13 protein-coding genes and 1 pseudogene are annotated in these 20,487 nt (G+C 71.8%); 6 read left to right on the forward strand and 8 right to left on the reverse strand.

The window, feature by feature from the left end; translation table 11 throughout:
- Window positions 1–82 precede the first annotated feature (82 nt).
- Together ACFYYH_RS29870 and ACFYYH_RS29875 are read left to right on the forward strand one after the other, a co-directional pair.
- On the forward strand, window positions 83–2,737 hold the full coding sequence (locus ACFYYH_RS29870; protein WP_388557427.1) for a tetratricopeptide repeat protein: 2,655 nt from the start codon (window positions 83–85) through the stop codon (window positions 2,735–2,737).
- A 297-nt stretch (window positions 2,738–3,034) separates the two neighbouring features.
- Window positions 3,035–4,150, forward strand: a complete 1,116-nt coding sequence (locus ACFYYH_RS29875; RefSeq protein WP_388557429.1) for an ADP-ribosylglycohydrolase family protein — start codon at window positions 3,035–3,037, stop codon at window positions 4,148–4,150.
- A gap of 261 nt (window positions 4,151–4,411) precedes the next feature.
- Here the strand turns inward: ACFYYH_RS29875 and ACFYYH_RS29880 are convergent, their stop codons facing one another.
- The 4 genes from ACFYYH_RS29880 to ACFYYH_RS29895 all read right to left on the reverse strand — a co-directional run bounded on the left by ACFYYH_RS29880 (window position 4,412) and on the right by ACFYYH_RS29895 (window position 9,557).
- The gene (locus tag ACFYYH_RS29880) at window positions 4,412–5,995 is read right to left on the reverse strand and encodes a sodium:solute symporter family protein (RefSeq protein WP_388557431.1); all 1,584 of its coding nucleotides are present in this window, start codon (window positions 5,993–5,995) and stop codon (window positions 4,412–4,414) included.
- A 564-nt stretch (window positions 5,996–6,559) separates the two neighbouring features.
- Window positions 6,560–6,769, reverse strand: a complete 210-nt coding sequence (locus ACFYYH_RS29885; protein ID WP_388557433.1) for a DUF397 domain-containing protein — start codon at window positions 6,767–6,769, stop codon at window positions 6,560–6,562.
- Window positions 6,770–7,000: 231 nt separating this feature from the next.
- The gene (locus ACFYYH_RS29890; protein WP_388557435.1) at window positions 7,001–7,858 is read right to left on the reverse strand and encodes a helix-turn-helix domain-containing protein; all 858 of its coding nucleotides are present in this window, start codon (window positions 7,856–7,858) and stop codon (window positions 7,001–7,003) included.
- Window positions 7,859–8,816: 958 nt separating this feature from the next.
- Window positions 8,817–9,557: a GPP34 family phosphoprotein gene (locus ACFYYH_RS29895; protein ID WP_388557437.1), complete on the reverse strand. Its 741-nt coding sequence runs from the start codon at window positions 9,555–9,557 to the stop codon at window positions 8,817–8,819.
- 171 nt (window positions 9,558–9,728) lie between these two features.
- Here ACFYYH_RS29895 and ACFYYH_RS29900 point away from each other — a divergent pair, with 171 nt between their 5' ends.
- Together ACFYYH_RS29900 and ACFYYH_RS29905 are read left to right on the forward strand one after the other, a co-directional pair.
- Window positions 9,729–12,308 carry a serine hydrolase gene (locus ACFYYH_RS29900; protein ID WP_388557439.1) on the forward strand — a complete coding sequence of 860 codons (2,580 nt, stop codon included), beginning with the start codon at window positions 9,729–9,731 and terminating at the stop codon, window positions 12,306–12,308.
- Window positions 12,309–12,861: 553 nt separating this feature from the next.
- Window positions 12,862–14,499: an MFS transporter gene (locus ACFYYH_RS29905; RefSeq protein WP_388557442.1), complete on the forward strand. Its 1,638-nt coding sequence runs from the start codon at window positions 12,862–12,864 to the stop codon at window positions 14,497–14,499.
- Between the two features lie 127 nt (window positions 14,500–14,626).
- On the opposite strand, the pseudogene ACFYYH_RS29910 reads toward ACFYYH_RS29905, so the two are convergent.
- Window positions 14,627–14,786 (reverse strand): annotated as a pseudogene (locus tag ACFYYH_RS29910) (MerR family DNA-binding transcriptional regulator); the annotation flags it as partial.
- 414 nt (window positions 14,787–15,200) lie between these two features.
- Between ACFYYH_RS29910 and ACFYYH_RS29915 the strand changes: the two are divergent.
- Window positions 15,201–15,881, forward strand: coding sequence for an adhesin (locus ACFYYH_RS29915; protein WP_388557445.1), 681 nt, complete (start codon window positions 15,201–15,203; stop codon window positions 15,879–15,881).
- Between the two features lie 490 nt (window positions 15,882–16,371).
- On the opposite strand, the gene ACFYYH_RS29920 is transcribed toward ACFYYH_RS29915, so the two are convergent.
- Window positions 16,372–16,698, reverse strand: a complete 327-nt coding sequence (locus ACFYYH_RS29920) for a plasmid stabilization protein (RefSeq protein WP_388557448.1) — start codon at window positions 16,696–16,698, stop codon at window positions 16,372–16,374.
- 271 nt (window positions 16,699–16,969) lie between these two features.
- Window positions 16,970–18,148 carry a PP2C family protein-serine/threonine phosphatase gene (locus ACFYYH_RS29925; RefSeq protein ID WP_388557451.1) on the reverse strand — a complete coding sequence of 393 codons (1,179 nt, stop codon included), beginning with the start codon at window positions 18,146–18,148 and terminating at the stop codon, window positions 16,970–16,972.
- Window positions 18,149–18,897: 749 nt separating this feature from the next.
- Here ACFYYH_RS29925 and ACFYYH_RS29930 point away from each other — a divergent pair.
- Entirely contained in the window at window positions 18,898–19,251 is a 354-nt protein-coding gene (locus tag ACFYYH_RS29930; protein WP_388557454.1) for a hypothetical protein, read from the forward strand.
- Between the two features lie 346 nt (window positions 19,252–19,597).
- Here the strand turns inward: ACFYYH_RS29930 and ACFYYH_RS29935 are convergent, their stop codons facing one another.
- On the reverse strand, window positions 19,598–20,332 hold the full coding sequence (locus tag ACFYYH_RS29935) for a translation initiation factor IF-2 (RefSeq protein ID WP_388557457.1): 735 nt from the start codon (window positions 20,330–20,332) through the stop codon (window positions 19,598–19,600).
- Window positions 20,333–20,487: the final 155 nt, after the last annotated feature.

The raw sequence follows: 20,487 nt of genomic DNA on the forward strand, positions 1-20,487 counted from the left end.
CTGGCTGGGTCGGGGAGCGGGGTCTCGTGCCCGCGAGCCGGCGGGATCCGGAGCCCGGCCCGACCCGAACGAGAGGTCCTCGATGGGAGCCACGCGACCGTCACTCCAGGAGCGGATCCGGCGGCGACGGCGTGCGTCGTTCGTCGGGCGGCGGCGGGAACTGGCGGTGTTCCGGGAGAATCTCGATCTTCCGCTCGACGACGAACGCCACCGGTTCCTGTTCCACGTCCGGGGCAACGCGGGGGTCGGCAAGACCTCACTCGTACGGGAACTGGAGCAACTCGCCCGGGAACGCGGGGCGCTGACCGCGTACACCGACGAGTCCGTGGCCGGGGTGCCGGAGGCGATGGCCGCGATCAGCGAGCAGTTCGGGCGGCAGGGCAGACCGCTCAAGGCGCTGGACCGGTCGCTCGCGACCTATCGGCAGCGGCGGTTCGAGGCGGAGTCGGCCGCCCTGGAGGGAGGCCCGCCGCAGGACGGGCCCTCGGCCGGGGCCCTGGCCGTCACCAGGGCCGGGCTGGCGGGACTCGGACTGGTGCCCGGTGTCGGCGCGTTCGCCGGGGTGGCCGATCCGGGCCAGGTGGCCGAGGGCGCGGACCGGTTACGGGCGGCGGTCGCCGCGCGGCTGCGCGGCCACGAGGACACGGAACTCGTGCTGTCGCCGCTGCGGGTGCTCACCCCCGTACTGGTCTCGGAGATACGCCGGGTCGGGGCCGACGCGCCCTGGATCGCTCTCTTCTTCGACACCTATGAGCGCACCGGACCGTATCTGGATGTCTGGTTGCGCGATCTGATCACCACCGAGCGGTACGGCGCGCTGCCGGACCATGTCGTGATCACCCTCGCCGGACAGCGCCGGCTCGACCCCCTCCGCTGGGGCGACTACACCGACGTGGTGACGGACCTGCCCCTCGAACCCTTCACGGAGAGCGAGGCCCGGCTGCTGCTCGCCGACCGGGGCGTCACCGACGAGCCCGTCGTACGGGATGTGCTGCGCCTCTCCGGCCGGCTGCCCGTCCTTGTCTCCACCCTCGCCAGCAATGTCTCGGCCCTTGCCGGCGACCGGCCGACCGGCTCCGGCGATCTGGACGATCCCAGCGCGACCGCCGTGGACCGCTTCCTCAAGTGGGAGCCCGACCCGGCCCGACGGGCGGTCGCCCTCGCCTGCGCCCTGCCGCGCCGGCTGAACGAGGACATCCTGCGCGCGGCGGTCGGTAAGCGGACGGCGGGCGCGGGCTCCGCCGGCCGGGGGACGGACCCGGACGTTCCGGGCGGTCAGGGCGGTCAGGGCGGTCAGGGCGGTCATCAGCGCGGTCAGGGCGGCGAGAGCGGCGAGAGCGGTGAGGACGGGACGGCCGCGCTCTTCGGCTGGCTCTGTTCCCTGCCCTTCGTCGGCGGCCGTACGGGCGGCCGGGTCCGGTACCACGAGGTCGTACGGGACCCGATGCTGCGGCTGCAACGCACCGCCTCCCCGCAGCGGTGGACGGCGGCGCACATCCGGCTGGCCGAGGCGTTCGCCCGGGAACGCGAGGCGGCCGGGGACGGGCTCGGACCGGGCGAGGGCATCGGCCCCGACCAGCGGTGGGCCCAGGAGAGCTGGCGCGCGTCACGGCTGGAGGAGTCGTACCACCTGCTCTGCGCCCGGCCGGGCACCGCCCTGCCCGGCGTACTGCGCGACGGGATCGCCGTCTGCCGGCTGGGGCCCGTGGAGGTCCGCCGCTGGGCGCGGACCCTCGCCGACGCGGGCCGGGACAGCGGTTCGGAGCCGGTCGGCGCCTGGGGCGCGGACTGCCTGGCGGCGCTCGGGGACGAACGGCGGTACGCCGTCGATGTGCTGGGGCTGCTCCTCACCCGGGCCGGGCTGACGGAACCGGACAGGACCGCCGCGTACACCGCCCGGGGCTGGAACCACTTCCGCGCCGACGCGCACGAGCAGGCCCTCGCCGACTACGGCCGGGCGCTGGCCCTCGATCCCGCCCATGTGGCCGCGTACCACGGCCGCGCGCTCACCTACCGGGCGCTGGACGACTTCACCCGGGCCCTGGCCGATCTCGACCGGGCCGAGGAACTGGCCGGGGGGACCGCCTGGATCCCGCGCGAGCGGGGCGAGACCTACCGCAGGGCGGGCAGACACGAGGAGGCCGTCGCGGCGCTCGACCTCGCGCTCGCCCGCGATCCGCGCGACCCGCTGACCTTGGGCAGCCGGGCCCAGGCCAAGGTCCAGCAGGGCCGGCCGCGGGAGGCGCTCCAGGACTTCGACCGGGCGATCGAGCTGTCGGACGACTACACCTGGGCGCTGAGACGACGCGCCCATGTGCGCGGACGGCTCGGTGATGTCGACGGGGCGCTGGCCGACCTCGGCAGGGCCGAACGCCTGGCGCCCGGCATGGGACAGGTCCCTGCGGGGCGGGGGGAGGTGTACCAGTTCGCGGGACGGTACGAGGAGGCGGTGGCCGAGTACACCCGGGCGCTCGCTCTCGATCCCTCGTACACCTGGGCGCTGGGCAGCCGCGCGATGGCACTCAGGGCGCTGGGCAGGACGGCGGAGGCGCGCGCCGATCTGGACCGGGCGCTGGAGCTGGACCCCGGCTACGGCTGGGCCGCAGCCCGCCGTACGGAGCTGCTGGCGGAGACGGCCGGCGAGGGTACGGGGGGCGTGGGTACGGCCGACGAGGGTACGGGCGGGGAGGACGCGGGCCGCGTGGGTACGGGCGGCGAGGGTACGGGCGGCACGTGACCCCGGATCCGGGGCCCGGAACAGAGCCCGGACCGAGCCCGGATCAGGGCCGGAACAGAGCCCGGATCGGGGCCCGGACCGGGGCCGGGGAAGAAGCCCTGAGGAGAGCCGGAAAAGGAACCGTGGGGGAGCCGGGAACGCCGTCCCGACGCCAAAGGTGATCTCACGGGCGACGTCCCCCATACCGCCCGGGATCCCTCCGCGCGCCCTCAACTCCCTGTTCCCGTTCGACTACAGTGCTGCGCAGTCTGCGCAGTCTGCGGAGTCGCTGCGGGGCTCATGGGGAGGGAGGGACTCGTGAGCACACCGTCCGGGGCCGTCTGGGGCCGTGCCGAGCAGCAGGACTTCCGGAGCAGAGTGCGGGGCTGTCTGCTGGGAGGGGCCATCGGGGACGCCCTCGGCGCGGGGGTCTCGGCCCTCACCCTGGCCCAGATCAGGGCCGCGCACGGGCCCGAGGCCGTCACCGACTTCGTTCCGGCACACGGCCGCCGTGGCGCCGTCACCGCCGCCACCCAGCTCACCCTCTTCACCGTCGACGGACTGATCCGCGCCCAGGTCCGCAGGGACACCGGTGCCTGGCATCCGCCGACCGATGTGCACCGCGCCCATCTGCGCTGGGCGGCGACCCAGCGCGACTGGGGGCCTGACGTGCGCCGCAAGGACAACGGCTGGCTGGCCCAGGAGGAGTGGCTCTACGTACGCCGCGACCCGGCGCGCGCCTGTCTCACCGGGTTCGGCGACGACATCATGGGCACGCTCGACAAGCCCAAGAACCCCACCGCGCGCGACGCGGGCGCGCTGGTACGGTCCGCGCCCTTCGGACTGCTCGTCGGCTGGGAGCCCCAGCTCGTCTGCCAGCTCGCCGTGGAGTGCGCCGCCCAGACACACGGCCATCCGGCCGCGTATCTCGCGGCGGGCGCCTTCGCCGTGATCGTCCACGCGCTGGCGCGCACCGAGACCCTCGACACGGGCGTGCAGCGCGCCCTCGCCCTGCTCGCGCCGCGCCCCGGGCACCAGCCGGTCACGGAGGCACTTCAGCGGGCGCTCGGCACCGTACGGCAGGGGATTCCCGGGCCCGAGCGGATCGCCGCGCTCGGTGAGGGAGAGGCCGCCGAGGACACGCTCGCCGTCGCCGTCTACTGCGCGCTCGTCAGCGAGGACATCCGCCACGGGCTGCGCCTCGCCGTCAACCACGACGGACCCTCCGGCGCCACCGCCACGCTCTGCGGCGCACTGCTGGGCGCGCTCCACGGCGAGACCGCGCTGCCGCCCGCGTGGCTCGCCGAACTGGAGGGCCGCGCCACGCTCCTCGAAATCGCCGACGACTTCGCGATGGAGATGACCCAGGGCCCCGCCCTGCACAGCCCGTCGGTCACCGCCTCGGGCTGGCTGGCCCGCTACCCGCGCGGCTGACACGGGCCCGTCCGGACCCCGGCCGCGCCTGCGTCAGCCCCGTGCCCGCCGTGCCAGCCGTGCCAGCCGTGCCAGAAGTGCCAGAAGTGCCAGCCGTGCCAGCCATGCCAGAAGTGCCCGCCGTGCCGGCCGGGTCAGAAGTGCCAGCCGGGTCAGAAGTGCCCGCCGTGCCCGTCGTGTCCGCCGGAACGGGTACGGGCGTACGGGCACGTCCAGCACCCGTACGCCCGTACGCCCGCCCCCGTACACCCGTCGGATCCGTCAGCTCTCCCGGTCGGGGAACTTCGCGTCGGACGGCTCCTGCTGCGCCGGCACCCGCAGCGACGCCGCCGTCAGACCGGAACCGTCGCCGTCGCCCTCGCCGTTGATCCGCGCGAGCAGCACATCGCGCTCCGAGGTGGGCTCCGGCTTCAGGAAGCCGATCACGATGTACAGCACGAGCGAGACCGCGAGCGGGATCGAGACCTGGTACTGGAGCGGGACGCCGCCCTCGACGTTCCAGCTGATCGGGTAGTTGACCAGCCAGAAGGCCAACAGCCCCAGCGCCCAGCTCACCAGCGCCGCCGTCGGACCCGACCTGCGGAACGGCTTGAGCAGACCGAGCATGAACGGGATGGCGATCGGGCCCATCAGACCGGCGACCCACTTGATGACGACGGTGATGATGTCCTTGAACGTCGGCGAGTTGACCTGGGTGGCGACGGCCATCGACAGCGCCAGGAACGCGATCGTCGACAGCCGCGCCGCCAGCAGACCCGCCCGCTCCGACCAGCCGCGTGCCGCCTTGGACAGGGTGGGCGCGATGTCCCGGGTGAAGACGGCGGCGATGGCGTTGGCGTCGGAGGAGCACATCGCCATGGTGTGGGAGAAGAAGCCGACGATGACCAGGCCGAGCAGACCGTGCGGCAGGAGCTGTTCGGTCATCAGCGCGTACGAGTCGGAGGCGTCCGGCTTCTGCGCGTCGACCAGCAGCGGCGCGCACCACATGGGGAAGAACAGGACCAGCGGCCAGACGAGCCAGAGGATCGCGGAGAGCCGGGCCGAGCGGGTGGCCTCCCGGGCGCTGGCCGTCGCCATGTAGCGCTGGGCCTGGTTCCACATACCGCCGTTGTACTCGAACATCTTGATGAACAGGAAGGCCAGCAGGAAGGTCACGGTGTACGGCCCGGCCGTCGGCTCGGCGTGGCCCTCGGGGAGCTTGTCCCAGACCGTCCACAGCGAGCTGAAGCCGCCCAGCTCGCCCATGACGGCGACCAGCATCGCGATCCCGGCGAAGAGCTGGATGATGAACTGGCCCAGTTCGGTGAGGGCGTCGGCCCACAGTCCGCCGACGGTGCAGTAGATACCGGTGATGACGCCGGTGATCAGGATGCCCTGGTTCAGGGAGATCCCGGTGAAGACGGAGAGCAGGGTGGCGATGGCGGCCCACTTGGCGCCCACGTCCACGATCTTCAGCAGCAGCCCCGACCAGGCGAGCGCCTGCTGGGTCTTCAGGTCGTACCGGTTCTTGAGGTATTCGAGCGGGGACGCCACATGGAGCCGGGAGCGCAGCCGGTTGAGCCGGGGCGCGAAGAGCTGGGCGCCGATCCCGATCCCGATGGCGATCGGCAGCGACCAGGTGACGAACGAGGTGACACCGAAGGTGTAGGCGATGCCCGCGTACCCGGTGAACATCACCGCGCTGTAGCCGGACATGTGGTGGGAGATGCCCGACAGCCACCACGGCATCTTGCCGCCGGCGGTGAAGAAGTCGCTGACATTGTCCACACGCTTGTGCGACCAGAGGCCGATCGCCACCATCACACCGAAGTATGCGATGAGCACGATCCAGTCGAGGCTGTTCATGTGCCCCCTCCAGGGGTCCGCCTTGTGAACGATCGATGCTCTTCGTCAGTACGTCCGGTTCAGCGGGGCCCCGTGCGGGAGCGGGGACTTCGGGGATTGAACCGCCTGGCGCGGCGGCGGGTCAAGGCCTTCTCCGGTCATAGATGTGAACCCAGATCAGAAAGCCGAACGATTTTACTCGTTCTTGACCTTCCGGGGCGTTGTCGTGATCGTGACAGCGGCCACACGATGAGCGAGCACTTCGTCAGGCTCCGGGACGTCGGGACATCGGGACGGCTGGGCGTCGAGACATCGAGACATCGAGACTCCGGGACGTCGAGACACCGGGACAACGGGACATCGGGAGAACGGGACATCGGGACAACGGGACATCGGGACATCGGTGCATCCGGATGTCGGGATACCGGGACATACGGAAATGACCGCACGGGATGCGGGTCCCCTGCGGTCGGGAGAGGAGGCGGACACGGAGTGGGTCCGGGCATGGCCGAGCCCCCTCGGCCAGGACGGCGGACCGGTCGAGAGGGCTCTATCAGTGGTGCGTATGCAGGGCGTTGAGCGACCTCAGCCGAGGTCGAAGGCGCCCTTGTTCATTTCCTGCACGAAGGCATTCCACGACGTCGGGACGAAGGAGATCGAGGGGCCCTCGGGTGCCTTCGAATCCCGGACGGCAATGGACTGGACGATGGGGGACCTGACTTCTACACATGCGCCGTTTCCGCCGGAGTACGAGGACTTGGTCCAGGTGTCCGTGGCGCCCTGAAGAATTGCCATGTTCGCTCCGCATCAGCGAGTGGGGGTGACATCGTGCCAACTTCCTGCTGGCATGATCGACGCTACTCGTCTCACTCGATGGGCGGGACAGGCAATCACTCGTCCTGGTGGCTTCTCCCGGTAGAGCCTTATGCGACAAGGTAGTTGAGGTGTACGGTGCCCTCGCTCAGGCCGGGCGGAGGGACGTACTCCACATACCGTCCGGATTGGGGCGGCGGTCCCGAAGGGGTCTCAGCGGGCGTATTCCTTGGCGATCCCCGCGATGAACTGCCGGGTCTGCTCGACATTCAGGGCCTGGGCGCGCAGATGCTCGTACATCACGCTGTAGCGCTGCACATCATTGGCCTTCTCCAGATAGAGATCGCTGGTCACGCCCTCGATGTAGACCACGCTGGAATCCGAGGCGTCCGGGAATTCGAGAATCGCGTAATGCCCGCTGATCCCGGGGTGCGCGCCCATGTCGAAGGGCAGCACCTGCACGGTGACATGGGGGAGCTGCGACTGCTCGACGAGATGCTCCAACTGCTCCCGCATGAGCTGCCGGTCGCCCACGGTCCGGCGCAGCGCCGCCTCGTCCACCACGGCCCAGAGCCGCAGCGGGTTCTCGGTGGAGTTGATCCGGTCCTGGCGCCTGAGCCGTACCCCCACGCGCTTCTCGACATCGGGCCCCGCGGACTCCGGCAGCGCGCCGTCGATCAGCGCCTCGGCGTAGGGGCGGGTCTGGAGCAGTCCGGGGACGACCTGCGGCTCGAAGACCCGCAGCGAGGCCGCGTCCGTCTCCAGACCGATGTAGACGCTGTACGGGATGTCGCCGAAGGCATGCCACCAGCCCTGCTGGCGGGAGTCCTTGGCCATTTGCATCAGCGAGTCGACGATGCGGTGGTCCTGGACCTCGTACACCCCACAGAGGTCGCGGACATCGCGCTGGCTGATGGAACGGCGGCCGTTCTCCAGGCGGCTGATCTTCGACTGCGAGACCAGCAGGCGTTCCGCCACCTCTTCGGCCGTCATGCCCTTGAGCTCGCGAAGCCGGCGCAACTCCTGTCCCAATCGGCGTCGCCTGACGGTGGGGTTGACGTTGGACGCCACGGAAACTGCACCTCCGGCTGCATCACTGCATAGCTGTACGTATCTACTGCTCAGCAGACTGCCACCAAAGGTCCCAACTGCGCTGGGAAATGGCTACAGAGGCGAATGCGCCGTTGTGCGCCCTCGGTCGCATCCGTCGGGCCGGCGGGACCGACGCCGGGCCGCCCGCCGGACGGTCCGGAGCCGCTCGGAGCCGCTCCGGGCCGGCCGGAGCTGTCACAAGGCTGTCACGGGGGCGCTACGGGCCCGCTACGGATGGCGGCGGGGTCCGCGAGGGGTCCACCGGGGCGCGGAAGGGCGGGAGATGGCCTCCAGGGGTCTGTCAGGGGTCGCCGGGAGCCGCCGGGGGGCACCGGCAGGGCCTTGGCGGCCCGCCGGGGCCGGTCGCGGGGTCGCGGGGCGCCGTGAAGGCGGCAAGGGGCCGGGGGCCGGGGGGCGCGGGCCGGGGGCGCTTGGACGGTGGCCGCGCACGGCGCACGGCCGGAGGACGCGCGCGGGGCGCGGGAGGGGCGCCGGCGGGCCGCTGGCGGACGCGGAAACAGAAACGGGCACGGGAAACGGAAGCGGGCGCGGGCGCGGGCACGGGCGCGGAAACAGGCACGGAAGGCGGCACGGGTACGGGGGCGGAAGGCGGCTGTACGGCCGGGAGCCCGCCGCGGCTGCGCGCGGCCCGGCGCGGCCCGCCAGGACAGCACGCGGGCGGAACAGGGGCCGCGACGAGGGCCGGGGGAGTGCGGGCCCGGGGAGTGCGGGCCGGGGAGTGCGGGCCCGGAGAACCCCCGGGGGGCTCGGGCCGGGACGCGGCGCGCGGCCCCGAACGCGGCGCGCGGGGCAGCCTGTGGAACCAGGCTGCCCCGCGCGTCTCTTGCGGCTCCCGAACCGGCTCTGGGGATGTCTTGACGACGAGGTTCGGTGGTGGTGCTTCTTCAGTTGGCCTTCGACTGCCGTCCGCCGGTGCTCAGTGCGCTGCCACGCGGTCCATGTTCCCGCGGTGCGGCTGCATCGGCACGGCCGACGGCCGGCCGCCCGGAGCGCTGGGTGGGGCGCTCTGAACGGGGTTACGGCGCTGTTGGGCGCCCACGCCGTTCTGGACGTCCATCACGGCGTGCGCCACGAGACCGCCCATCGGGTCGTGCCTGATCAGGTCCCGGAGCCGGGAGCGCGACGAGCGCCCCTCGTTACCGGGGTAGAGGTGCTTGCCGAGTCCGACCGCGTGGGCCAGCGCGGCGAGCGCCGCGGTCCGCGGGTCCGGCGGTACGCCGGTGCGGATCGCACTGTCCAGCCGGGCCCTGATTTCCCGGCTGATCGCCGTGTCCGTCGCCTGATAGCGCGTCGTCGGCAGCACCCCGCACATCTGGCCCGCCACGGCATGAACCATGCCGCACCGCTCCAGATGCGAGAGATAGGTCTGACGCAGCCCCAGTCGGGGCCCGCCAATCCAGTGGACGGCCCGAACCGGGCTGCCGCGTCTGCGCAGCAGTTCCAGCGCGGAGTCCAGAGTCGGATCTCCGGTCGGCCGTGGCATCACCACGGCGATACGATCCCCGTCAGGGGCTATCCGTCCTGCCAGAGCCAGCTCTACTAGCTGTGCTCCGGCCAGGCCCAGGTCGAGCGACTGCGGCTGCGCTGTGGTACCCGTGGCCGGGTCCAGAGCGAGCAACAGAAGCTCCTCCGGAATTGTTCTGCGGCTCCTGCCCATCCATGCCTCCCCGCGTGGATGAATGACAGGGTGACCCCTCTCACATTGGTCTGTCGAGAGCGCCTGGGTGCTTTGTACGGGAACCGTTATGTATGTCGTTCTCGTCTAGCACGGGGGCCGAGGTCCCAGAGCAGGACACTGATAGATGGTTCGGACAGTGCGGTACGTCGGATGAGACATGAAGGAGACACGGTGGCGGGCGAGTCCCCCGGCAAGTCGGATCAGCAGAAGTCGTCGGGGGAGACGGCTCCGGGCGAACGTGACCCACGGCTCGCGGTCTTCAGAGAATCGTCCCAGGAGGCGAGGCCGTCAGCCGTCGCGACCGCAAATCGTACGGAGGACTCCGAGGACCGGGAGACCCCCCGCTCCTCGTCCCCGGACCGCACCCTGACCCTCACCCCCGGAGCCGGGCCCCGGCCCGCCGGGCCGGACTCCGAGGCGCCCGCACGCCCCGCGTCCCCGAAGGCCCTTGAGGGAACCCCCGGGACCGATGACGGGACCGATGACGGGGCGGACGACCGGGCGGACGAGCCGCGCAAGCCGGAGAAGGCCGCCGGGGCCGCCGGGACCACCGGGACCGCCGGGGTCGAGGAGCAGGGCAGGAGCGAGGGCGCGCCCACCAGGACGGGCGGAGGCGCGGGCGTGGGTGCGGCCCCTGCGGCCCCTGCCGTCGACCGGAGGTCCGGGAGCGACGCGGGCCCCGTGGGCACGGCGGACGACGCCTCGACGCCCGACACGCCGGGCCCGTCGGACAAGCCGAGGAAGCCGGGCGAGCCGGAGGAGCCGCGGAACGCGGGCAGGGGCACATCGTCGGACCGGTCGGCGGGTGCCGCCGACGTCGTCGATGCCGTGGATGACGCCCCGTCACGGAGCGGCGGCGACACCAACGGTGACGCAAGCGGCGACGCAAGCGGCGGCGGAGACAGGGACGGTGACGCCCCGTCGGCCGGCAAGACCGGGCGGAAGAGCGAGGGCGCACCCACCGCCGGGACTCCCACCGCCGGCACCCCCGGTACGGATCCCCGGGGCGACACCCCCGCGTCCACGCGCCCCCGTCCCGCCTGGGCCAAGGGCGACGGCGGGGACGCCGAGAGCAGCGGGGACGGCAGGACCGGCGGGGACGGCAGGACCGGCGGCAAGGACAGGAGCGGCGCCGACGACGGACCGGTCGATCAGCCGACCGCCGTCTTCAAGGCGCTCCCGCGCGAGCGGGTCGACCAGCCCACCACCTCGCTCAAGATGCCCCGGGGAGCGACCGCCGAGCCGACCGCGAAGCCGGCGGCTCAGCCGCCCGCCGGGCGGACTGCTGCCGAGCCCTCCGCCGAGCCGTCGGCCGAGCCTTCCGCCGAGCCCTTGGCCGAGCCTTCCGCCGAGCAGGCGAGTACGTTCGTGCCGCTGCGGAGGAACGACGTACCGTCGGCCCCGGCCGAGGCCGAGCGGACCCGGCAGCAGCCCATGCCGCCGCTGCCGCCGCTCGATCTGCTCGCCGAGCTGACGAACACCCCGCCGCCGCCCGAGACCCCTGTCCGTACGGCCGTACGGCGGGTCAAGATCTGGACGCCGCTCGTCCTGCTCCTGCTGATCGTCCTCGGGGTCGTACAGGTCCTGCGGCCCCTGCCCGAGCCCGGACTTGCGCTCTCCGGCGACCCCACGTACACCTTCGAGGGCGGCAAGCTCGATCTGCCGTGGCCCAATGAGGGCCAGGGCGGTGCCGAGGTCGAGGGCGTCGGCACGATCGGTATGTACGGCGAGCAGAAGCCCGCGCCGATCGCCAGCGTCGCCAAGACGATGACCGCCTATGTGATCCTCAAGAACCACCCGATCACCGGCGACCAGGTGGGCCCGAAGATCACGGTCGACAAGCAGGCGGGCGAGGAGTCCGACCGCCCCGACGAGTCGACCGCGCCGATAGAGGAAGGCCAGGAGTTCACCCAGAAGCAGATGCTCCAGCTTCTGATGATCCCGTCGGGCAACAACGCCGCGCGGCTGCTGGCCCGCTGGGACGCCACGTCCGAGGCGGCCTTCGTCGAGAAGATGAACGCCGCCGCCAAGGACCTCGGCATGACGAACACCACGTACACGGACCCGAGCGGCCTGGAGGCCACCACCGTGTCCACCGCCGCCGACCAGCTCAAGCTCGGCAAGGCGGTCATGCAGAACGATGTCTTCCGGGAGATCGTGAACACGCCGCAGATAAAGATCCCGGGCGTGGAGCCGATGATCTACAACAACAACCGGATCCTGCTGGAGCCCGGGGTGAGCGGTATCAAGACCGGTTCCTCGACCCCGGCCGGCGGCAATCTGCTCTGGAGCGCGGACACCATCATCGACGGCGAGAACCGGCGGATCATCGGTACGGTCATGGGCGCCCAGCAGGGCTCCACGCTGAACGACAAGCTTCAGCTCTCGATCGACAACAGCCTCAAGGTGATCAAGGCCGCGCAGGAGGGGGTCACCTCCGCCACCGTCGTCAAGAAGGGCGAGGTCGTCGGATACGTGGACGACGGGCTCGGCGGACGTACCCCGATCGTCGCGACGAAGGACCTCAAGGCGGTCGGCTGGGCCGGTCTCGAGGTGAGGATCGATCTGGGGACGGGCGCCGACCAGCGGGTTCCGCACTCCGCGGCGGCCGGCACGGTGGTCGGTGAGCTGACCGTCGGCTCGGGCTCCGGCAAGGTCTCCACACCGGTCGCGCTCCAGAAGGACCTGGCAGAGCCCGGTTTCGGCGCGAAGCTGACCCGCCTGGGCTGAGCCGCGGCCCGACCCGTACCCCCCGAGGAGGGTGTCCGCACCGGCGCGAGGTGTTCCTTACAGCGCCGGTGGGGGCACCCTCCTCCGCCGTCGTCACGTGCTAGCGTCCCGAAACGGACATCCGGCCGAGCCGACGTGGAGAGCCGCAGTGACCACCACTGAGCCGACGCACGCCGACGGCGACACCCCTCCTGGGAAGCCTCCCGGGGGCCCGCCTCCGGGAGGGCCACGAATAAGGCCGCCCGCGCGCCGACGCGACGCGCGCCCGGAGCCCGGCCCGGAGCCGGGCGCGCCCGGTCCCGAGCCGAGGGAACCCGGCCCCGAGCCGCGGGGGTCCCGCCCCGAGCCGGGGAATCCCCGTCCCCAGTCGCACGGGTCCGGTCCCGAGCCGGGGGCGTCACGCCCCGAACCCGGGGAGTCCGGTCCCGGACCCCGGGAGCCCGGCCCCGGACCCGGGGAGTCCGGGCCTCGCGCGGCACCGAGCACCGGCGTCCGCGCCTGGATCGAACGCCACCCGGTCCTCTCCACCACACTGGTCGCCGCGGCCGTCCATGTGCTGTGGTTCGTCTTCTTCGCGAACAGCGGCGGCGACATCGCCGCCCAGGACGCCTGGGCCGAGTTCGTCGGCCGCTACCCCGACTCCGCGTACAACCTCGCCTGGTACGGCGGGATGCATCCCGTCTCGTACAGCGTGGTCTCGCCCTATCTGATGTCCGTCCTCGGTGTCCGTACGACGATGATGGTCGCCGGGACCGTCTCCGCCGCCCTGACCGCGCTGATCCTGGTCCGCGTCCGCGCCGTGCGCAATCCGGTGGCGTGCTCGGTCGCCGCGGTCTTCGCGTTCCTCTGCAACGCCCTGTCGGGGCGGGTGACCTTCGGCCTCGGCGTGATGTTCGGGCTCGGCGCGGTCGCGGCGGTGTTCTGCTGGCCGCACCGCTGGCGTACGAAACGCTGGGCCAAGGCCGTCGCCGCCGCGCCGCTCGCCGGTCTCGCGACGGCGGCCAGCCCGGTCGCCGGACTCTTCCTCGGGGTCGTCGCGGCGGCGCTGTTCCTCAACAAACGGCGCCCCGGCGCGTACGCCCTCGGTCTGGCGCCCGCCGCCGTCGTGGCGCTCTCCGCCTGGCTGTTCCCGTTCTCCGGCACCCAGCCGATGTCCGTGGGAACGGCGTCCCTGCCCTTCCTGTTCGCCGTGTTCGTGTGCGTGCTGGTGCCCCGGGAGTGGCGTACGGTCCGGGCCGCCGCGGCCGTGTACGGCATCGGCGTGCTGCTGACCTATGTGATCGACTCGCAGATCGGGTCGAACGTGTCCCGGTTCGCCATGATCATCGCCGGGGTGGTGCTGCTCGCGGCCCTGCCGTACACCGTGCCCCGCACCCGGCGCAGATACGCCCTGGTGATCGCCTTCGTCGGGCTCAACGTCTGGATCGGCTTCAAGGGCGTGGACGACATGGTGCGTACGGCGCCCACGGCGTCCTGGACCCGTGAGCTGGCACCGCTGGTCCACCAGTTGCAGCAGGTGGGGGCGGAGAAGGGACGGGTGGAGGTGGTCCCGGCCAGGAGCCACCGCGAGGCCTCGGCGCTCTCCCCGTACGTCAATCTCGCCCGCGGCTGGAACCGGCAGGCGGACATGGAGCGCAACCCCCTCTTCTACGACGACACCCTGACCGCCGACAGCTACCGCGGCTGGCTCGACCGCTGGGCCGTGCACTACGTCGTGCTCCCCAAGGGCAAGCCCGACTCGGGCGCCGGTCTGGAGGCGGAACTCGTCCAGCGGGGCCAGCCCTATCTGGAGCATCTCTGGGGCGACGCCAACTGGCAGCTCTTCGCGGTGAAGGACCCCATGCCGCTGGCCGATCCGCCGGCGACGGTGGACCGCGCGGGCGCCGGCGAGCTGACCATCCATGTGAAGTCGGCGGGACGGGTGCTGATCCGGATCCCGTACTCGCCGTGGCTCGGGCTCGTGGACGAGGACGGCAAGAGCGTCGTACCTCCGCAGGAGACGGAGGCCTCCCAGGCGGACGAGGACGGCCCCAAGGTGTTCACCAACCCCCACGGCTGTCTGATGAAGGCCGAGGAGACGGTGGAGGGCGACGAGTGGACGGAACTGCTGGCGCCCCGCCCCGGGGTGTACCGCCTGGCCGCGCCGTACCAACTGCCCCGGGGAACGGCGTGCCCGGAGGAACTCCAGTAGGGGCGGGGGCCGGGCTCCGGCCAGGTCCGGCCCGGGTCGGGTCGGCCTGATCCGGTTCGTCCCGGGCCCCGTCCAGGCTGCCCCCGTCCAGGCCGGTCCGATCCGGTCCGGGTCGGCCCGGGTCGGTAAGCCTGGCCCGTTCGACCTGGTCTTTGCGGTACCAGCGGTAGCCGGTGACCGTGTCGACCCGGGCCGGGGGCCAGCAGGCCGAGCCGGTCGTACAGACGCAGCGCCTTGGGCGAGAGCCGCGACCGCGCCGCGAACTCGCCGATCGTGAGCAGTTCCACGAGGTCCCATCCTCCGTCACCGGGCCTTTCCCGGCCCGGTGGCCCGACGGTGTGCCCTGACCTTGGGTCAAGGTCAACGAGTTGCGGGCTTCTGCTGCCGGGCGCCCCCGCGATCCCCCATAGTGAGGCGGCATGAGGTGCGAACGGTGCGGGAGTGGCCGGGGAGGTCCGCTGCCGGGCATGGCCTGTTCCGCGTGCGGTGTCCCCACCCGTACGGCTGCGGGCGTCGGCTCCGAGGCGTACACCGGTACCGACTCAGGTATCGACGCCGGTCCCCGTACCGGCAGGGGTACGAGGGAGCCGAGGGAGCCGAGGTCCTCCCTGAGGTTTCCCTCATCCTCCACGAGGCCCCCCAGGTCCTCCGCCAGGCATTCCAGGACGCTCCCGGCCGGTGTCTCCCGCCCGAGGAGGCGTGTGCTCGTCACGGTGGTGCTGCTGGCCCTCGGCTGTGTGGGCGCGACGGTCGCCGTGGTGGCGGGCTCCGGCGGGAGCGCCGTGGAGGAGACCGGGACAGTCGCCCTGCCGACCGGATTCGGACCGCCGCAACTGCCCGGACTGGGCGGAGCGCCCGACCCCGAGTCCGGTCCCGGCTACTCGGCCTGGGCGGGCCCCGGCTGCGCCACCGGCGAGTACCGCGAGCACGGCCGTTTCGAGAACGGCGACGCCGCCTGGTACACCGTCACCTCCGGCGGGCACCGGGGCGACGCCTGCGACGGCCGCTTCTCCGCCGTACCGATGTCCGGCAGCCCCGACCAGGACCGCGGCTCGACGGCGATCTGGTCATGGGAACTCGGCAACGGGTACGCGGAGTGCGCGCTCGCCGTCTTCGTACCGGACAGCGGCCGGGACCGTGACAGCGCGGGCCACCCCACCGTCTACCGCGTGCTGAGCGACCCCGCGGACGCCAGGTCCGCGTACGCGTCCTTCGGCGTACGCCAGACCGCGCACCGCGGCGGTCTGGTGAGCGTGGGCAGCTACCGGGTCGAGGGCGAGTCGTTCTCCGTACAGCTCCTCGACCGGGGACGGGACTGGGGAGGCGCGGAACGGTACGGGGCGCATCACGCGGCGGCCCAGATGAAGGTCGACTGCGCCTGACCCGCCTGACCCGCCTGACCCTGGGCGCGTGACGAGGTTCTGCCGTTGACCGGGTCCCGCCGCAGGAGCGCGCCGGGACCCGGCGCTTCGAACCGGAGTGGGGCGCCACCCGGCACAGCGCGGACCGTACGCGTACGGTCAGCTTCACCGAATCATCGGTGGAGCCGGGGGAGAGGCCGCGGATCGGTCTGTGGAGTGACCACGGGGATCACCGGGGGGACGGACATCACCGCAGGGGACGGAAATCACCGAGAGCGACGCGGATGGCGTGCTGCCGACGTGCGCCACCGAGTCACCACCTCGCCGATGCACCGATCGCCGATGCATGGATCCGCCGGTGCACGGATCCGCCGATCCGCCGATCGCCGGTGCACCGATCCACCGGTTCACCAGTTGCCCGGTTGGCCCTTTGACCGGGGCGCCGGATCACCGGGGTGTCGGCGCGTCGGCGCGTCGGCCGACGGCACGCGGCCGCCCGACGGCCGTGGAATCAGCGGCCGAGGGCCTTGGCGAGCTGGCCCTTGTTCATCGACGAACGGCCCTCCACACCGCGCTTCCTCGCCTCCGCGTACAACTGGTCCTTCGTCGGCCCCTGCGCACCGCTGTGGGACCGCTGCCCGCCGCGCTGGGACGCGGACTTCGGGTCGCTGAGGGAGGCCCTGCTCGCCGTCTTCGCCTCTCCGGCGCGCGCCCGCTCCTTGTTCACCGTGCGGGACGCGATCTCCTTCGCCCGGCCCGTGGGCGTACCGCGCTTCTCCGCGCTCTCCTTGATGTGCTCGTACTGGCGGTCCCGCTTGGGACTCGAACCTCGCGGCATGACACTTCTCCTTGAACCAGGCTCCGCCCCTCATGGGCCGAGCGCTCTCGGCAAGGGCGCGTACCCGCCGAACCACGGTCCGTACATCCGTACATCGGACCGATCGCCCGCGACACGCCCGCCGTTTCCCACTGCACGCCCGTAAGGGGCCGGGCGCGACACGAGGGGGCCGTACGGGGGAAGAGCACCCGGGAGCAGACCGGGGACCGGGGACGAGGTGCGCCGGAGCGCGGCCGAGGGTTTGTCCGGTCGGGTCGATTCACCCTGGGGGTCAATTCACCCTGGGCGGCGGGCGGCTGCCGCGGGCGCCGCCGTTCGCCTGCTGTCTCTCCTTCTGGGGATGCGGCGGGATACGGGGGGAACGGAGGTGCAGGCGCGCGGGGGCGCGTTCGATCACCAGGAGGGCGGCGTCGTCGGAGAGGTGCTTGCCGGCGTGCTGGAGCAGGTCGTCGTGGATGCGGTGCAGCAGGGCTTCGGGAGTGGACCTGGGGAAGGAGGCGACCCGCTCGGCGAGCGGGTAGAAGTCCCCTTCCGGGGAGCGGGCCTCGATGACGCCGTCGGTGTAGAGCAGGAGGGCGTCGTTGGTCTCGAAGGAGAAGTGCTCGGTGCGGTAGTCCGTTTCATGGGGCTCGCACACTCCGAGCGGCGGTGCCGGGGAGCAGGAGTGCAGGACCTGAACGTCGTGTCCGTGCAGCAACAACGGCGGCGGATGGCCGCAGTTGATCATGCTGGCCTCCGCGGCCTGGTCGGGGAGGTCGAGTACGAGGGAGGTGATGAAGTGCTCGCCGTGATCGTGCTGGGTCTCCGCGGCCTCCGCGGCCTCTTCGATGCTCCGGCTGACGCTCTCCTCGAGGGCGGTCACCAACTCGGGCAGGGTGTCGCAGCGATGAGCGCCCTCACGGAAGGCGCCGAGCACCACGGCGGCCTCTCCGATGGCGTCCAGCCCTTTGCCCCGGACATCCCCGATGACCACCCGGCTACTGGCCTGGGCGGTCCGGGCGACCCCGAACAGATCACCCCCGATCTGGGTCTCGTGCCCGGCGGCCAGATACAGCCAGGCCACCCGCAAGGGCCCGACGCGTCGGGGTGGCGGCCGCAGCAGCACCTGCTGTGCTGTCTCGGCCACGGACCGTACCTGGTTCAACTCCCGGCCCCGCTCCTCCCGCACCAGACAGATCAGCGTCGCCACGGTGGAGAGCACGATCAGCGAGATGATCTGCGCGATGTGGTTGGCGGTGCCCAGGCCGCCGTGGAACACCGCGATGAAGACCTCGGCCGACACCGCAAGGGCCCCGATGAGGGAGGTGAGACGCGGCCCGGCGAAGGAAACGGTGAGCGCGGGCGCGACCACCAGCAGGGGGCCCAGATGGACATCGACCGGCATATGGATGTCCACCGCGGTGATCACCGCGATCAAAGCAACCGGAACCGCGACCAGCCCCCGCCCCATCGGATGCTCCAGGAGGCGATCCGCGCGGATTCCTTGAATATTCATTTACCGGCCGCGCCCGATTGAGTGCGATATATGCTCATGCGTGGCAACCTTACCAACTCGCGGCTTTTCCTCCCATACCCCACCGCAGACCGGACGGGCCCGGCGCTCTCCGGCAACACACCGTGGCGCGCGGTGACCACCAGCGACACCAGCGACGCCAGCGACAACCAGCAACGACCAGCGACACCAGCAACGACCAGCGCCGACCAGCGCGGGTCCCCCGGGGGGCCGGGGGACCCGCGGCCCCCGGGCCTCAGAACCGCGCGCGGACCAGCGGCCGGCAGGGAGCGCGCGCCCCCTCGGGAAGCCCTCCCCAAGCCCATCGGCCGCAGGGTGCCCAGATGCCGTCCGACCGGACAGGGCCCGGCCAGGGCCTCTCGTTCGAGATCTTGCCGGGCTCGCGTGCCCTGGCACCGCGTCTCGCCGCGTTGACCAGGCGTGGCGTGGCGTGGCATGGCGTGGGCCGGGCCGGAGCTGATGGAGCTGAGGACGCTCGCTGCGGCGAAGTGGCGTGCGCCAGGGGGGTGCGGGGCGCGGCAGGGAAGGGGCAGACCGCGGGCGGATCCGGCCGGAACAGCGGGGCGCGACTCAGCCGTACGGGCCGCAGCCACAATCCGCCATCAGGTGACCGGTTTGCGGATACATCACCACTGCGGCCATGGCATGTAATACCCGGTATCGCCTCACCCGCCATAAGGAGATCCATGCGATTGCCGACGGCTGCGACAACAGGACTACTCGCCCTCTCCGTAACCGGGGCCCTGCTCACCGGCACAGCCGGCGCCGCCGAACAGGGTTCCAAGGCCACCTGCCTCTACCCCTACGTGTGTGTCATCAAGAACAACAACATCATCGGGCAGTTCCAAGACCTGACAGGAGGATGGCAGTTCCTGTCGTCGAAACCCGCAGCCCCGCTCACTGTCGTGAACACCCGTAGCAGCGTCGCCTACGTTCGTTGGACCACCGGCACAACAGCATGCCTTCCCCCGAGCTCCACGATCGGATTCAGCACAGGACAGTTGGACGCCGTGCGCATCTCCAGCTCCACAACCTGCTGAGCCCGCTGTCGTGTGAGCCCGCTGTCGCGCTGAGCCCGCTGTCGCGGACCAGGGCGCGCCCTGACCGCACCCGTACGCCCGCCCCGGCCGTAGTCCGGGGTGGGTAGTCCGGCATCTCGTACTCCGGGCTGTCCCGGCGCCGTCGACGAGGGGGACGAGAGCGGTCCGGTCAGTGTCCGGGACCCACCGTCCGCCATGCTCAACAAGGGCCTCACCACCCACCGGGGTGCCGAGTACTTCTCCTCATGGCCCCGGTCCGCCTCTGAGGGACGGTAAAGGCGAGGGGTGCGTCGCGGAGGCGGCGGGGAAGGCGCAAGCGGCTCTTCGCCGGAGCCGGGCACCCCGTTCAGTGCGGTAACGGTATCGGGTCCAGGGCGTTGTCGATGGTGCAGCCGCCCTCTCCGGGCATCCGCTGGATCCGGGACGGCACCCACACCTCAGTGGCGCCGGGGCTCACGCGGGCAAGAAGGCAGTCCTGCGCGTCGAAGCCGTTGCCCTTCACCGACAGAAGGACACCGACCCGGCCGCCGTCCGCCTTCACCCTGGTACGGATCGCGGGATGCAGGTCCAGGGCGGCGAGCGTGCGGTGCACCGCGGCCTCGTCCGCCTGGCCGCCCTCCGGCACCCGGGGAAGTTTCGCGCGGAGCTCCTCGTACGGCAGTCGGGGCGGTTCGGGCGGCGGGGCGAAGGTCAGCGGAGGGCTGTCCGGGCAGTCCACGTCACGGGGATCCTCGCGCCACTCCGACTTGGGCGACACCCACACCGCGAAACAGCGCCGCACGGCGACCTCCTCCAGGTCGAACCATCCGTTGTACGCCGAGCCGGATGTGCGGACGACCACGTCGACGCCGTCCCCCTCGTGTGTCGAGGTGCCTGTCACCCGCAATACCTCCACCCCGTCGAGGCCGGAGGCGGAGCGCCCGACCTCCTCCGCCGTGCGGGGACGCTGGCTGTAGAGCCGCTCGCCCGCCTTCCTGGCCACCTCCCGTGCGGCGTCCGCCGCCTTGTCCTCGGAGGACTGCACCACCCCGCAGCCGGCGGTGAACAGCAACAGCGGGGCGAGCAGCAGCAGTCGGCGCATGTGTCCACCTTTCCGGCGCCGCGAGCGGCGGGCAACCGTTCGCGTACGCAGAGCGGCGTAGATGATCGTACTGAGCGGGTGCGGCGATCTGTTCGGACCTCCTTGCCCGCTCATCCGCGCCGGCCGGTTGGCGGCTCGGCGGGCGCAGAGTGGAC

The organism is Streptomyces sp. NPDC002018 (genome assembly GCF_042890865.1).
Classification (GTDB): domain Bacteria; phylum Actinomycetota; class Actinomycetes; order Streptomycetales; family Streptomycetaceae; genus Streptomyces.

Coding starts and splice junctions, on each gene's coding strand:
- ACFYYH_RS29870 (WP_388557427.1), top strand. CDS start 83: ATGGGAGCCACGCGACCGTCACTCCAGGAGCGGATCCGGCGGCGACGG.
- ACFYYH_RS29880 (WP_388557431.1), bottom strand. CDS start 5,995: ATGAACAGCCTCGACTGGATCGTGCTCATCGCATACTTCGGTGTGATG.
- ACFYYH_RS29885 (WP_388557433.1), bottom strand. CDS start 6,769: ATGGCAATTCTTCAGGGCGCCACGGACACCTGGACCAAGTCCTCGTAC.
- ACFYYH_RS29895 (WP_388557437.1), bottom strand. CDS start 9,557: ATGGGCAGGAGCCGCAGAACAATTCCGGAGGAGCTTCTGTTGCTCGCT.
- ACFYYH_RS29900 (WP_388557439.1), top strand. CDS start 9,729: ATGAGACATGAAGGAGACACGGTGGCGGGCGAGTCCCCCGGCAAGTCG.
- ACFYYH_RS29920 (WP_388557448.1), bottom strand. CDS start 16,698: ATGCCGCGAGGTTCGAGTCCCAAGCGGGACCGCCAGTACGAGCACATC.
- ACFYYH_RS29925 (WP_388557451.1), bottom strand. CDS start 18,148: ATGGGGCGGGGGCTGGTCGCGGTTCCGGTTGCTTTGATCGCGGTGATC.
- ACFYYH_RS29930 (WP_388557454.1), top strand. CDS start 18,898: ATGCGATTGCCGACGGCTGCGACAACAGGACTACTCGCCCTCTCCGTA.
- ACFYYH_RS29935 (WP_388557457.1), bottom strand. CDS start 20,332: ATGCGCCGACTGCTGCTGCTCGCCCCGCTGTTGCTGTTCACCGCCGGC.